The sequence below is a fragment of the Streptacidiphilus albus JL83 genome, from assembly GCF_000744705.1.
Taxonomy (GTDB): Bacteria; Actinomycetota; Actinomycetes; order Streptomycetales; family Streptomycetaceae; genus Streptacidiphilus; species Streptacidiphilus albus.
The window spans coordinates 8,087,033-8,100,684 of sequence record NZ_JQML01000001.1; the positions used below are offsets into that span (position 1 = coordinate 8,087,033).

The following is a 13,652-nucleotide window of genomic DNA, read 5'->3' on the forward strand; positions in this document are numbered from 1 at the left end:
CCGATGTCGCCGACGGCCGGGGTCAGGACGGCCGGTTCGCCTCGGGGCACTCGGTGGCGGCCGGGGGCACGCCGTCGGCGAGGTGTTCCTCGGCCCAGGCGCCGAGGGCGCCCATCGCCGGGCCGAGGGCGGTGCCGGCCGTGGTGAGGCGGTAGTTGACGCCCAGTGGGGGACCCGGCACGACCTCGCGGACCACCAGCCCGGCGGCGGCCAGCTCCGACAGCCGGTCCGACAGCATCCGCTCGCTGATGCCCGGGACCGACCGGCGCAGCTCCGCGAATCGGGCCTCGCCCTGCATGAGGACGGCCAGGACGATGCCGGTCCAGCGCTTCCCCAGAAGGGCGAAGACCCGTGTCATGGCCTCGCCCGCGCCGCTGCATTCCCGTGCCATGAGGAACATGGTACTTGCTGAGGAATGATTTGGAGCTATACATTCGTAAGTAGCTAATGCTGCTGTCGCGGACTGCGACGGCCCTGTCCGCTGCGCCCTCGCCGCACCCACCTCCACGGGAGCCCCACGTGTTCGTCGCCACCGCCGTCCTGTCCTCGTTGCTCGCCCTGGTCTTCCTCGGCGCCGGGTCGAGCAAGGTCGCCAAAGTCCAGATGCAGCGCGACAACGCCGAGCACCTCGGCTTCAGCATCGGCGCCTACCAGCGCATCGGCGCGCTGCAGATAGCCGGCGCGATCGGACTGGTGGCCGGCCTCTGGGTGGCCCCGCTCGGCGTCGCCGCCGCCCTCGGGCTGACCCTGATGATGGTCGGCGCGTTCGTCTACCACGTCCGGGCCCAGGACAAGCCCGCGATGTTCGCCCCCGCGCTGGTCCTCGCGGTGCTGGCGGCCCTCGCCCTGTCGCTGCGGCTGGTCACCGCCTGAGCCCGGCCCCGCTGCCCGCCCCGCTCCCGGCCCCGCTGTCCGCCCCGGTGTCCGCCCCGCTGTCCGCCTCGGTGTCCGCCCGGACGAGGCCGCGCAGCACCGATCCGCAGCGGCGGACATAGAGCCGCTGGAACACCGGGACCAGCGGACCGGCGGCGCGGGTGAACCAGCGGGCCGGACGGCTGAAGGCGACGACCGCGAACCAGACCCCGCCGTCGTCGTCCTGCTCCACGGTGAAGGACTCCTCGCCGCACTCCGGATGGCCCGGCAGGGTGCCGTAGGCGAAGCCGGTGCGGCGCGGTTCCGCCACCGTCCACACCACCTCGCACGGCGCGGCCAGGGCGAACGGCCCGGGGCCGAGCCGGACCAGGACGCGGGCGCCGGCCTCGGCGCGCGCGGACGCGGCGGTGATCCGCACCCCGGCGGCGCGGTGCATCCGCCAGGTCAGCACCGCTTCGCCGGCCGCCGCGAAGGCGGCCGGACCGCTGCCGACCCGGGTGCGGTGGCGCAACTGCGCGTAGCCGACCGGCAGTTCCGCACCGCCGTCGCGGGTCGCGCCGACCTCTGGATAGCTGAACCCGGGCATCCAAGCCTCCTCGCTGCCGGCGACCGGCGGCACACCGGAGCCAGTCTCGCAGTGCGCCCGGCCCTCCGCAGCGGATCGACCGCAGCGGACCCGTGGTCGGCACAGGCTGCGGGCGGCCGGGGCGACGGGCAGGATGGGCGCCGTGCCGTTCACCTTCAGTCACCCGGCAGCCGTGCTGCCCTTCCTGCCCGTGCTGCGCGACGGCAGCGGACGCGGTCCGCTGATCGCCTCCGCCATGGTCGCGGGCTCGCTGGCGCCCGACGTCCCCTTCTTCGTGGACTCCCTGCTGCCGGGGACCTACGGCCTCGGGGCCGCCACCCACCGGCCCTGGGCCGTCCCGACCCTGGACGTCGCCATCGCCGCCGCGCTGGTCGCCGGTTGGCACGGACTGCTGCGCGAGCCGCTGGTCGCCCTGCTGCCGGACCGCTGGGGGGACCGGGCCGAGGCGCTCACCGCGCCGCTCGGCAAGCCCGACCCCTACGACGCGGCCTGGTTCACCGCCTCCGCCGCGCTGGGGGCGCTGACCCATGTCGGCCTGGACGCCTTCACCCATACGGGCCGGACCGGCGAACGGCTGGTCCCGGTGCTGCGCGGGAAGGTCGCCGGGGTGGCGGTGCCGCTGGCCCTCCAGTGGGGCACCTCGGCGGTCGGCCTGGGCCTGCTCGCGTCCGCCGGCAACCGGCTGCTGGCCGAGGTGACGCCGGTCCCGCGCCGGATCACGCTGAGCCCGGCCGTGCGCCGGAGCGCGACCGCCTTCGTCGGCGCGGGGGCGGCGCTCGGGCTCGCCCATCGGCTGCTCCGGGACCTGCCGAAGGCGTCGGCGCGGCCCTCGCTGTCCGGCCTGGTGGCCGCCGGCACCTTCGGTGCGGGGACGGGCGCGGCGGTCGCCGCCGGCGTCTACGCGCTCGCGACGCGACTCGCCCTGCGCGCCGGAGGCGCGGCGGGGACCGATCGGGAGCAGTCGCCCCGCCGCTGACCACTCTTGTCATGATGGACACCGGTACCTACCGGTCTGCCCGGACTGTCCGCTCTGTTGGGCTCTTCCGGCGAACCCGCAGTTCGCCGGAGTCCGGTAATGACGGGCCCGGCGCCGACCGCCAGTAATATGAGGAAACGTGACGCAGAACCAGGGCCCGAGCGGCGAACAGAACCTGTCCAGCGAAGACTTCAGCGAGCCCTGTGATGCGGACGAACTGACCGGTGTGTGGGACGTGGTGGTCGTCGGCGCGGGCCCGGCCGGCTCCTCGGCGGCCTACGCGGCGGCCTCCGCAGCCACCGCCGGCTACGAGAGCCGACGGGTGCTGCTGCTCGACAAGGCCGCCCCGCCCCGCTACAAGACCTGCGGCGGCGGCATCATCGGCCCCTCCCGCGACGCGCTGCCGCCCGGCTTCCAGCTGCCGCTGAAGGACCGCGTCCATGCGATCACCTTCACCATGGACGGCAAGCTGGCCCGCACCCGACGCTCCAAGCAGATGCTGTTCGGGCTGGTCAACCGGGACGAGTTCGACCAGCGGCTGGTCCAGTGCGCCGAGAAGGCGGGCGCGGTGCTGGTCACCGGAGTGACCGTCACCGGCGTCCAGCAGGAGGAGGACGGGGGCCTGGCGACCGTCGTCCTGCAGGACGGCCGCACCGTCACCGCGCGCTGCGTGGTCGGCGCGGACGGCAGCGCCGGTCGCGTCGGCGCGCACGTCGGCGTCGTCTTCGACCAGGTCGACCTCGGCCTGGAGGCCGAGATCCCGGTGCCGCCGTCGGTCGCCGCCGCCTGGGCCGGCCGGGTGCTGCTGGACTGGGGCTCGCTGTCCGGCTCCTACGGCTGGGTCTTCCCCAAGGGCGACAGCCTCACCGTCGGCGTGATCGCCGCGCGCGGCAAGGGCGCCGAGACCCGGGCCTACCTCAGGGAGTTCATCGTCCGGCTGGGGCTGTCCGGTTTCACCCCCTCGATCGAGTCCGGCCACCTCACCCGGTGCCGTTCCGACGACTCCCCGCTCACCAGGGGCCGGGTGCTGGTCGCCGGTGACGCCGCCGGACTGCTGGAGCCGTGGACCCGCGAGGGCATCTCCTACGCGCTGCGCTCCGGACGGCTCGCGGGGGAGTGGGCCGCGCAGCTCGCCGATGCCCAGGACGCCACCGACGTCCGCCGGCAGGCGCTCAACTACACCTTCGCCATCAAGGCCGACCTGGGCGTGGAGATGCGGGTCGGACGCAAGCTGATGAAGGCCTTCGAGCGCCGCCCCCGGGCCTTCCACGTCGCCGCGATCGGGCTGCGCCCGGCGTGGCGGGCCTTCGCCCGGGTCACCCAGGGACACACCACGTTCGCCGGGCTCACCCGTTCGCACGGTCTCGGCCGGCAGACCATCGACCTGCTCACCCGGCGGCTCACCTCCTAGCCGCCGCCCCGGTCGACGTCCGGCGTACTACGCAGGGAGTACGCCGCCGCACCACGTGCGGTCGATGCCTCGGCCCTGCCGGATGACCTACGGTGCAGCCATGAACTGGCACCGAGACCGGCACGGGGACCGGCGCGGGGAGCGCCGCGAGCTGCGGCGGGAAGCGCACCGGGAGGAGCGGGCCGAGCGCTGGGCGGAGCGCTGGGCGCAGCGCGGGCACCGGCAGCGGAACCCGGTGTTCGTCCCGCTCTTCGTCGCCGTCGCCCAGGTGTTCGGCACGCATGTGGCGGCGCACGGCCAGACCTCCCGGCACGGGGTCGACGCCCTCTGCTACGTCCTGCTGCTGGCCGGGCCGGTCATGCTGGTGTTCCGGAGCCGTCGGCCGGTGGCCGTCTGCGCGGGGACGGCGGCGGTGACGGTGGTGTACCTGCTGCTGCGCTACCCCTACGGCCCGGTCTTCCTCAGCCTCTCCGTCGGCTTCGTCTGCGCGGTCGTCGCGGGCCACCGCCGGGCGGCCTGGCTCTCGGTGGGCGCCGCCTACCTCGCCCACCTCGGGGTCGTCCTGGGCACCCACCGGTTCGCCTGGCGCACGGAGACGGCGCTGCTGGTCTGGATCCTGCTGGTGGTGCTGGCCGTCGAGGTGATCCGCAGCCGGATCGAGCACCGCGACCAGTGGCGCCAGGCCCGCGCGGAACGCCAGCAGCGGATCGCCGACGAGCAGCGGATCGAGGTCGCCCGGGAGCTGCACGACGTGCTCGCCCACAGCATCTCGCTGATCAACATCCAGGCGGGGGTGGCGCTGGAACTGCTGGACGACGATCCGGAGCAGGCCCGCACCGCGCTCACCACCATCAAGCAGACCAGCAAGGACGCCCTGGGCGAGGTCCGCCAGGTGCTGGGCACGCTGCGCGCGCCGGGCAGCGCCGCGCCCCGGAGGCCGGCGCCGGGCCTGGACCGGCTCGGCGAGCTGGTCGAGCAGGCCTCGGCGGCCGGGCTGACGGTGCGGCAGCACACCGAGGGCGAGCCCCGGCCACTGCCGCAGGGGGTGGAACTGGCGGCGTTCCGCATCGTCCAGGAGGCGCTGACCAACATCATCCGGCACTCCTCGGCCCGCGAGGCGGAGGTGCTGGTGGCCTACCGGGCGGCCGAGCTGCTGGTCCGGGTGCGCGACCCGGGGCCGGTGTCGGCCACCGGCGGGCCCCGGGCCGGCGGCTCCGGCAGCGGCCTGGTGGGGATGCGGGAGCGGGTCGCGGCGCTCGGCGGCAGCGTCAGGGCGGAGCGCAGGGCGGCTGGCTTCGAGGTCGAGGCGCTGCTGCCGACCGGCCCGGACACACCGTCAGAACCTTCCGAACGAAAGCAAGGGGACCACCGATGATCCGGGTACTGCTCGCCGACGACCAGGCCCTGGTGCGGGCCGGCTTCCGGGCGCTGCTGGACGCCCAGCCCGACATCCAGGTCGTCGCCGAGGCGGACGACGGCCTCGCGGCCGTCCGGCTGGCCCGGGAACTGGTGCCGGACGTGGTGCTGATGGACATCCGGATGCCCCAGCAGGACGGGCTGGTCGCCACCCGGCTGATCTCGGCGGACCCGGCCCTGGCCGCCGTCCGGGTGGTCGTGCTGACCACCTTCGAGCTGGACGAGTACGTGTTCGAGGCGCTGCGGGCGGGGGCGGCGGGCTTCCTGGTGAAGGACACCGAGCCGGCCGAACTGGTCCGCGCGGTGCGGGCGGTGAACGGCGGCGACGGCCTGTTGTCGCCCGGGGTGACCCGGCGGCTGATCGCGGAGTTCGCCGCCCGCTCCAAGGAACCCGAGCAGTCCGAACCGCTGGCGCGGCTCACCGACCGGGAGCGCGAGGTGCTGGCCCTGGTCGGCCTGGGGCTGTCCAACGACGAGATCGCCGGACGGCTGGTGGTCAGCCCGCTCACCGCGAAGACCCATGTCAGCCGGACCATGGTGAAGCTGGGCGCCCGCGACCGGGCGCAGCTGGTCGTGCTGGCGTACGAGTCCGGCCTGGTCCGTCCCGGCTGGCTGGGCTGACGCGGCGACACGCTCCCCGCACGGGGCCCGACCGTCCGGCCCGGTCGCCCACCGCCCGGTTAGCCTCCAGGGGACCGGCGCCCGCCGGTCCCCGCGCACCCTGGAGCCCGCCGCCGATGATGCACCTGCGCCTGATCGTCCCGCCCGAGTCGGAGCAGCGGGTGCGCGAGCATCTGGACTCCTCCCCGGGCGTCGTGCACATCGCGGTCCTGGCCGGCAGCGCCAGCCGGCCGGAGGGCCGGGTGATCCTCTGCGACGTGGTGCGCGAGGCGGCGGAGGAACTGCTGGCCGAGCTGCGGGCGCTGGGGCTGGACCAGGGCGGCGTGATGGTGATGACCGACGCCGGCCTGGTGCTGTCCGAGCAGGCCGACCGGGCCGAGGCGGAGACACCCGGCGAGGGCGCGGACGCCGTGCTCTGGGAGTCGGTCGTCGGCATCACCCACGAGGAGTCGACCCTCAGCGGCACCTATCTGACCTTCATGTCCGTCGCCACCATGCTGGCCGCCTGCGGCGTGCTCCTGGACAACTCCATCCTGATCGTCGGGGCGATGGTGGTCGGACCGGACTTCGGCCCGCTGGCGGGGGTGTGCGTGGCGATCGTGCGGCGGCTGCCGCGGGCGATGCTCCGCTCGCTGACGGCGCTGGTGGCCGGCTTCCTGGCGGCGATGGCGACGACCTGGCTGTTCACCCTGCTGATGGACGGTCTGGGCCTGTTCACCCGGGCCCAGTTCGAGGCCCCGCGCCCGGCGACCGCGTTCATCTGGCAGCCCGACGCCTTCTCGGTGGTGGTGGCGGCGCTGGCGGGCATCGTCGGGATGCTCTCGCTGACCTCGGCGAAGTCCGCCGCCCTGGTCGGCGTCGCGATCTCGGTCACCACCGTCCCGGCGGCGGCCAACGCGGCCGTGGGGCTGGCCTACGGCGCGGTCGACCAGGCCTGGGGGTCCTTCGTCCAGCTCGGGATCAACCTGGCCGGGATCATGATCTCCGGCAGCGCCACCCTCTTCGTCCAGCAGCGGATGCAGGACCGGGTCCGGCGCCGCGCGCTGCGCACCGGCTGACCCCGCCGGTCGGCCGAACCCGCCGCCGGGGCAACTGCGGCGACGGCGGCGACGGCGGCAGCTGCGGCAGCTGCGGCGGCAGCGGTCGCTCACGGTGGCTTCCGGCTGAAGCGGGCAAGATCCTTACGGTGGGACGGCTCGGTGCAGTAGCGTCCTGTCTCAGCATGCGGACCCCAGGAGAGGAAACCCGCCCATGTCGGACCCGACGTCAAAGCCCGAGCCCACGCCCGTCCCCGAGACCGACGCCCCGCGCCTGGTCCGGTACCGGGTCGAGCAGGCCGTCGCCACGCTCACGCTGGACTCCCCGGCCAACCGCAACGCGCTCTCGGCCCGGCTGGTCGCCGAGCTGGAGCAGGGGCTGGCCGAGGCGGGCAAGGATCCGGAGGTGCGGGCCGTCGTGCTGGACCACTCCGGCGGGACCTTCTGCGCCGGCGCGGACCTCTCCGAGGCGACCAGCGGCGACCCGACCGCCAACCCGCGCCGCCTGGTCGGCCTGATGCGGGCGCTGGTGGAGTTCGCCAAGCCGGTGGTGGCCCGGGTGGACGGCCATGTCCGGGCCGGCGGCCTCGGCCTGCTCGGCGGCTGCGACCTGGTCATCGCCGGGCCCACGTCGACCTTCGCCTTCACCGAGGTCAGGCTCGGACTCGCGCCGGCCGCGATCTCGCTGCCACTGCTGCCCCGGCTGGACCCGCGCGGCGCGGCCCGCTGGTTCCTCACCGGCTCCGTCTTCGACGCCGCCGAGGCCCAGCGGATCGGCCTGGTCTCCGAGGCGGCGGCGGACACCGCGCCCGCGCTGGCGGCGGTCCTGGACGCCTTCCGCAAGTGCTCGCCGCAGGGCCTCGCCGAGACCAAGCGGCTGGTCACGGCCGAGGTGCTGCGCACCTTCGAACGCGACGGCGAGTCGATGGTCGCCCAGTCCGCGCTGCTCTTCGGCTCCGAGGAGGCCCGCGAGGGCATGCTCTCCTTCCTGGAGCGCCGCCCGCCCAGGTGGGTCCCCGGCGACTGACGGGCGAGGAGCTCTGCCATGATCGGCGCATGGCTGCGACCGTGCTCGACTCCCTGACCGTGCCCTGGGTCCGTCCGTCGCACCGGATGGACATCGTGCTCAGTCCGGACCTTCCGGAGGGCTACGAGGTCACCACGGCCTTCGTGATAGCCCTGGACGCCGCCGACCGGATGCTGCTGAGCCGGGTGGACCGCCCGGGACGCGGCTGGAGCGTCCCGGGCGGACACCTCGACGCGGGGGAGACGCCGGTGGTCGCCGCCGCTCGGGAACTCGCGGAGGAGGGCGGGCTGGAACTCCCGCCCGAGCGGCTGACCCTGATCGGCGGCCAGCAGATCACCCTGCTGGTGCCCAGGCCGGCCGACTACCACTACCCGGCGCGGGCGTACATGGCCTTCTACGCCGTCCGCCTCGACGGCCCCGGCGAGCCGACCAGCCCGGACCCCGACTCCGAGTGCGGCGCGGCCGAGTGGGTCGACCGGGACGAGGTCGTCCGGCGCACCTCGGGGGCCGACTGGCTGCCGCTGCTGACCGCGCTGCTCGACCGACCGACGACGGGCTGAGCGGCCGTCGGACCGGTCTGTCGGACCGATCCGTCAGACCGGGGCTGCCGTCGAACGCTCCGTCGCCAGCTTCACGGCCAGCAGGCCCAGGACGGTGCCCATCAGGTAGCGCTGGGCCCGCAACCAGCCGGGGCGGTCGGCCAGGAAGGCGGCGATGCTGCCCGCCGCCAGCACGATGCCGAGGTTGACGGCCAGGCTGACGGCGATCTGCACACCGCCCAGGGTGAAGCCCTGTACCAGCGCGCTGCCCGCACCGGGGCGGATGAACTGGGGGATCAGCGAGAGGTACATCACCGCGATCTTCGGGTTCAGCAGATTGGTCAGCAGCCCCATGGCGAACAGCCGTCGGGGCGGGTCGGGGGCGAGGGCCTGCGGCGCGAAGACCGAGAGGCCGCCCGGGCGCAGCGCCTTCCAGGCCAGCCAGACCAGGTAGCCGGCGCCCGCCAGCTTCACCGCCGCGTACAGTTCCGGGACGGCGAGGAAGACCACGGAGAGGCCCAGGTTGGCGGCGCTGAGGTAGGCCAGGAAGCCGACGGCGACCCCGGCCAGCGAGAGCAGCCCGGCCCGCCGCCCCTGGGTGATGCTCCGGGAGACCAGGTACATCATGTTGGGGCCGGGCGTGAGCACCATGCCGAGGGCCACGGCGGAGACACCGAGCAGCGCGTTGGTTCCGATCATGGGACCAGGATCGCGGCTGGACATGCTTCAGCAAAAGCGAAAGTTGCTACGGCCATCAAGTAAGCAATGCTTCACGAAGGTGTCCGACGGAGCGTCAGGAGGGGTCGAACAGGGCGCTCACCGACTCGCCGTTGTGGATCCGGCGGACGGCCTCGGCCAGCGCCGGGGCGATCGACAGCACCTGCAGCTTCGCGGTGCGCTCCCCGTCCGGGATCGGCACGGTGTTGGTGCAGACGATCTCCAGCACGTCGGGCTGGTCCGAGAGGCGCTTGAGCGCGCCGGCGGTGAACAGCCCGTGGGTGCAGGCGACCCGGATCGAACGGGCGCCCAGCTCCCGCAGCCGGTCCAGCAGTTCGATCACCGTGCTGCCCTTGGCGATCTCGTCGTCCAGGACGATGATGTCGCGGCCCGCGATCTCGCCGATGACCGCGCTGATGCTCACCCGGTCGTCGGCGAAGCGCTGCTTGGCCCCGGCGGCGACCTGGACGCCCAGCAGCCGGGCGAAGGCTGCCGCCTCCTTGGCGTTGCCCAGGTCGGGCGAGACGACGGTGGTCCGCGAGAGGTCGTAGCGGCGGAAGTGCTCGGCCAGCTCGCGCAGTGCGTGCAGGTGGTCCACCGGCACCGAGAAGAAGCCGTGCACCTGCGGCGAGTGCAGCGTCATCGCCAGCACCCGGCTCGCCCCCGAGGCGACCAGCAGGTCGGCCACCAGCCGGCCGCCGATGGAGATCCGCGGAGCGTCCTTCTTGTCCGAGCGGGCGTAGGCGTAGTGCGGCATGACCACGGTGATCCGGCCCGCCGACGCGCCGCGCGCGGCGTCGCACATCAGCAGCAGCTCGACCAGGTTCTCCTGGACCGGGGTGACCAGCGGTTGGACCAGGAAGACGTCCCGCTCACGGCAGTTGGCCTGCAGTTGGACCTCAAGGCAGTCGTTGGCGAACCGGTTCACCCGTACCGGGCTGAGCGGCACGCCCAGGTGCGCGCAGACCTCGGCCGCCAGCTCCGGGTGGGCACTGCCGCTGAAAACGGCGATGTCTCGCACGATCTGCTCCTTGTTCGGGCACACCCGCCTGTCGAACACATGGTAACGGGAGGGGCGGACCGCCGCCGGGCCGTCGGCGATCACGGTCGAACGGGCTCCAGCGCCGGGGCGGAGAACAGGTGCACGATGTGCGGCCAGAGCAGGGCCAGCAGCAGCCAGCCCAACGGGACGAGGGCCATGGCTAAGCCCTGGATGCAGCCGGAGGTGCGGAACTCCTCACGGGCGGGATCCGGCGGGGGCGGTGCCGGGAGGCGGCCCGGACTGTCGGTGGGGGCAGCGGGGGCGGGGGCCGCGCGCATGGGTTCTCCTCGGAGGACGGTCACTGAACGGTGGTCCCGCTCTCGCCGGGCGGGTAAGGACGGACGAGAACGTCGTCGGAACGGGGGCACGGGCCGGTCGGCGCTCGGCCGCCGGTCGCCGGATCGGGTCGGCGCCGCGCCACCTGCCGCTCCTCGGCGGTCGGCCGTTCCGGAGGCAGTGGGATTCCCTGATCGGGTCCGGTGATCACGGTAGCCGCCTTCGGGCCGCCGCGCGGGCGACAGGCGGGCGCGGCGGGGTGAGGACCTGTCGGCGGCGGGGCGAGGAGGCGCCAGACGACCGGTCCGGGAGGCGCCCGGCGGGGCGCGGCGCCACCCCCGAGGCGCTGACGCGGACCGGTCCGGCCAACGTGTCCGCATGCCGTTCGCCGAGAGCGCGTTCGTACAGCCTGCCGTCCGACCAGCGAAAGGCCCCGGATACTCCACGGGGGAGGGCAGCCGAGGGCGGCCTGAAGGAGCAGGCGGGGACACCCGGGCCACCCCCGGACGCGTCAGGGACGTACGCGGGTCAGCATCCACCGCTCCGCGGCCTCCGTGAGCCGTACGCGCTGGGGGAGGGGGGCGTCTGCCGTGCGGCTGGCCCAGAACGCATGGATGGTCCGGGCGAAGATGCTCATCCGGGCCGGGTCCGCGTCGCGGTAGGCCGGGACATGCCGGGCCACGTAGTCGGCTTGCTCCGGGGTGTGTCCCGCCGCGATCAGCCGGGGGACGAGCAGCGCCGCATCTGTCCATTCCGGCCCCGGGCAGGACAGTGCCCAGTCGATCAGCCGGACGCCGGAGCCAGTGACCAGGAGATTGAACTCGCCCGTATCGGTGTGGGCCAGCGTGCTGCCGTCGAGTGCCCCCTCGCTACCGGGGGGCATGAACCGGGCCAGGCGGTCACTGAGCGGCTTCTTGCTGACCTCGATCGGCCACGGGTGGCCCGACACGACCGTCAGCGCATAGACCACCGGTCGCAGGTCCGGGGAGTCAGGGGCGAAGCTCGGATGCCAGCCCGCGAGTGCGCCGTACCCGTAGAGCAGCCAGCCTCCGCCCTCGGCCTGCCAGAGCAGCGGCGGGGCCAGCGGCGCGGCAGCGGTCACGCGCGCTTCGTGCCGGTAGGTCCACGCTGTCGGACTGTCCGCCGGGGTGGCCTTGACGAAGACGGAGCCCGTTCGGGTGTCCAGCATGCTCGCAAAGGTGGACATGACTCCGGTCTCAGCGCTGCGTGCGCTGAGCACCTGGCCCGTGTGTTTCTGCACCGCCTCCCGTGCTTCGTCAGGGAGGTGGGTCCACTCGGTTCGCTGTGGCGACAACACTCATCGTTCCTTTGCCTGAACGGTGGGAAGCCGGTGCCCCGCAGCGCGGGGCACCGGTCGGGCTTGCTGATCAGCCCTTGTGGCCAGCGAACGGGCTGTCATGGCAGTTGGCGTGACACTGCGAGCAGTCCGCCAGTTCGATCTCCGGCCAGAAGTCCGGTTCGAGCAGGAACCCCAAACCAGCGATGGCGTCGATGGCGCGGGCCCGCAGCACCTTGCCGCCGCCGTGCTCCTCCGGGTCCAGGTAGCCCGGCTTGTGGTGCACCATCTTGCCGAACGACTCCGCGCACCAGTCCATGTACGCCTCGGTGTTGAGGACGAACGCGTGCCAGTAGTCGTCCACCTCGGGCGAGGGGCTGAGCGGCCGGTCGTTGGTGGCGCAGGCGGTCAGGAACGCCGCCATCTGCCCGACTCCCAGCTCTGCGCGCTCCTCGGCCACCTCCGGGTGCTGCGCCCGCATGGTGGTGATGACCAGGGTGCGGACCTCCGGGCGGATGAGCGTGCGCGGGTCAGCGCCCGCCGACACAAAGGATGTGCTCTCACTCATGGTGCTTGCCTCTCCTGGTGCGTCGATGTGCTCGAACCTTGCAGGCCCGTCCCAGCAAGGGACGGGAGCTTGTGGGGCACGGGGAGGGATTATCAGCAGTGCCCTGCGCGGCTGCGGGCGTTCTCGACCGCCACCCGCGCCCGCAAGTCCTCGGCGTCGTCGGTGTGCCGGACGTGCTGTGGTGACGCCTCCCATGGCTCCCCGCCGCCCGGAGGGCGCAGGTACAGCCGTCAGAGTTGCCGTCCCGCCGCACCCGCTGCACTCCTGCGGCGTCACAGTGAGGAACCACCCGAAGGACATCCGCCGTCCCCTTCCCTTGTCCTGTTCAAGACGGTAGGGAGCGACATCAGCCACCACCAACAGAGTTGCTAGTAGTTGCGCGGCATCACCCGATAGCGGCTATCGCTGTAGTGACCAGAGCGCGGGCACGCGCCCCGTATACCGCCAGGGCTTGCAGTTCGGCGAAGGTACGCACGTACTCCCCGATTTCTGCCGGGGTTGTCACGTTGACCGATGCGGACACCAGCTCGACCTGCACCCGCTGGTCGTCGTAGACCCGGAAGGACTCGACCGGCCACATGGGCCGTTCGACGGTGAACGGGATGACGCCCAGGCTGACGCGCGGCAGTGACATGACTGAGAGCAGGTGTCCAAGCTGGCCGGCCATGGCCTCAGCGTCGCCTATCCGGTAGCGAAGAACCGCTTCCTCCAGTACGAACACGAATCGGTGATTGCCGGAGTGGATGACTTCGGCCCGCTCCATCTTCGTCGCCACAGCTTGTTCCAGATCGTCCGGGGTACGGCTCGCTGTGGCGAACCGGGACATGATTGCCCGAACGTAAGCAGACGTTTGCAACACCCCCGGTACCACGTCGGACGTGTAGAAGCGGAACATCCGGGTCTGCTCGTACAGAGCTGTGTAGGACTCCTGTAGGTTCCTCAGCCCGGCGTGCCGCAGGCGCCGCCACTCGACGTACATCAACTCAACGGCACGGGCTGCCGCAATGAGGTCAGGCACCTGGTCTCCGGCACCGCAGGCCGCGCACCACGCGCGGATATCCGATTCGGAGGGGGCGGCCTTCGCATCCTGGAGGCGTGAGGTCTTCGCCGGATGCCACCCGCACCGTGCAGACAGCTCACGGCCGGTTATCCCGGCGTCCTTGCGGATGTTCTGGAGACGATCGGCAAGAGCCGCCCGTGCGGCTTGTGCGCTGGAGGACGGGGGAAGAGGGGGCATCGGCGGGCGGTCCGGTTGGTCGTAGCGGC

The 13,652-nt window shown here is 73.0% G+C and carries 16 protein-coding genes and 1 pseudogene; 8 read left to right on the plus strand and 9 right to left on the minus strand.

The features are described from left to right. Positions 1-22: 22 nt before the first annotated feature. On the minus strand, positions 23-391 hold the full coding sequence (locus BS75_RS35140) for a winged helix-turn-helix transcriptional regulator (RefSeq protein ID WP_034094421.1): 369 nt from the start codon (positions 389-391) through the stop codon (positions 23-25). A 128-nt stretch (positions 392-519) separates the two neighbouring features. Here BS75_RS35140 and BS75_RS35145 point away from each other — a divergent pair, with 128 nt between their 5' ends. Next, positions 520-873 (plus strand): DoxX family protein, encoded by a 354-nt coding sequence (locus BS75_RS35145; protein ID WP_034091100.1) that lies wholly within the window; start codon positions 520-522, stop codon positions 871-873. On the opposite strand, the gene BS75_RS35150 is transcribed toward BS75_RS35145, so the two are convergent. Beyond that, on the minus strand, positions 863-1,459 hold the full coding sequence (locus BS75_RS35150; RefSeq protein WP_063771409.1) for a DUF1990 family protein: 597 nt from the start codon (positions 1,457-1,459) through the stop codon (positions 863-865). The two genes, BS75_RS35145 and BS75_RS35150, sit on opposite strands and share 11 nt — an antisense overlap. A 142-nt stretch (positions 1,460-1,601) precedes the next feature. On the opposite strand from BS75_RS35150, the gene BS75_RS35155 reads away from it, so the two are divergent. The 7 genes from BS75_RS35155 to BS75_RS45185 all read left to right on the plus strand — a co-directional run bounded on the left by BS75_RS35155 (position 1,602) and on the right by BS75_RS45185 (position 8,507). Beyond that, positions 1,602-2,435, plus strand: a complete 834-nt coding sequence (locus BS75_RS35155) for a DUF4184 family protein (protein ID WP_042437125.1) — start codon at positions 1,602-1,604, stop codon at positions 2,433-2,435. A 139-nt stretch (positions 2,436-2,574) separates the two neighbouring features. Next, on the plus strand, positions 2,575-3,846 hold the full coding sequence (locus tag BS75_RS35160; protein ID WP_408022571.1) for a geranylgeranyl reductase family protein: 1,272 nt from the start codon (positions 2,575-2,577) through the stop codon (positions 3,844-3,846). 100 nt (positions 3,847-3,946) lie between these two features. After that, positions 3,947-5,221 carry a sensor histidine kinase gene (locus BS75_RS35165; protein ID WP_081982958.1) on the plus strand — a complete coding sequence of 425 codons (1,275 nt, stop codon included), beginning with the start codon at positions 3,947-3,949 and terminating at the stop codon, positions 5,219-5,221. Beyond that, the gene (locus BS75_RS35170; protein WP_034091101.1) at positions 5,218-5,883 is read left to right on the plus strand and encodes a response regulator transcription factor; all 666 of its coding nucleotides are present in this window, start codon (positions 5,218-5,220) and stop codon (positions 5,881-5,883) included. Before BS75_RS35165 ends, BS75_RS35170 begins: the two co-directional genes overlap by 4 nt. Positions 5,884-5,999: 116 nt before the next feature. Continuing rightward, positions 6,000-6,941 (plus strand): DUF389 domain-containing protein, encoded by a 942-nt coding sequence (locus tag BS75_RS35175; protein ID WP_034091102.1) that lies wholly within the window; start codon positions 6,000-6,002, stop codon positions 6,939-6,941. Between the two features lie 193 nt (positions 6,942-7,134). Beyond that, positions 7,135-7,947: an enoyl-CoA hydratase family protein gene (locus BS75_RS35180; RefSeq protein ID WP_042437126.1), complete on the plus strand. Its 813-nt coding sequence runs from the start codon at positions 7,135-7,137 to the stop codon at positions 7,945-7,947. 29 nt (positions 7,948-7,976) lie between these two features. Beyond that, a complete protein-coding gene (locus BS75_RS45185; RefSeq protein WP_052070109.1) occupies positions 7,977-8,507 on the plus strand; it encodes an NUDIX hydrolase in 531 nt (176 codons plus the stop codon). Between the two features lie 33 nt (positions 8,508-8,540). On the opposite strand, the gene BS75_RS35190 is transcribed toward BS75_RS45185, so the two are convergent. From BS75_RS35190 to BS75_RS52005, 7 genes and pseudogenes are all read right to left on the minus strand, one after another. After that, positions 8,541-9,185: a LysE family translocator gene (locus tag BS75_RS35190; protein ID WP_034091103.1), complete on the minus strand. Its 645-nt coding sequence runs from the start codon at positions 9,183-9,185 to the stop codon at positions 8,541-8,543. A gap of 94 nt (positions 9,186-9,279) precedes the next feature. Further along, positions 9,280-10,224 carry a ribose-phosphate diphosphokinase gene (locus BS75_RS35195; protein WP_034094428.1) on the minus strand — a complete coding sequence of 315 codons (945 nt, stop codon included), beginning with the start codon at positions 10,222-10,224 and terminating at the stop codon, positions 9,280-9,282. 80 nt (positions 10,225-10,304) lie between these two features. Continuing rightward, positions 10,305-10,523 carry a hypothetical protein gene (locus tag BS75_RS35200; protein ID WP_034091104.1) on the minus strand — a complete coding sequence of 73 codons (219 nt, stop codon included), beginning with the start codon at positions 10,521-10,523 and terminating at the stop codon, positions 10,305-10,307. A 509-nt stretch (positions 10,524-11,032) separates the two neighbouring features. Next, complete coding sequence (locus BS75_RS35205) at positions 11,033-11,728, minus strand: phosphotransferase (protein ID WP_152645643.1); 696 nt, start codon at positions 11,726-11,728, stop codon at positions 11,033-11,035. Between the two features lie 181 nt (positions 11,729-11,909). Then, positions 11,910-12,386 (minus strand): glycine-rich domain-containing protein, encoded by a 477-nt coding sequence (locus tag BS75_RS35210; protein WP_042437127.1) that lies wholly within the window; start codon positions 12,384-12,386, stop codon positions 11,910-11,912. A 385-nt stretch (positions 12,387-12,771) separates the two neighbouring features. Continuing rightward, the gene (locus BS75_RS35215) at positions 12,772-13,404 is read right to left on the minus strand and encodes a DUF5753 domain-containing protein (protein WP_331281478.1); all 633 of its coding nucleotides are present in this window, start codon (positions 13,402-13,404) and stop codon (positions 12,772-12,774) included. Between the two features lie 12 nt (positions 13,405-13,416). Further along, positions 13,417-13,623, minus strand: a pseudogene (locus BS75_RS52005) (helix-turn-helix domain-containing protein); the annotation flags it as partial. Between the last annotated feature and the right edge of the window lie 29 nt (positions 13,624-13,652).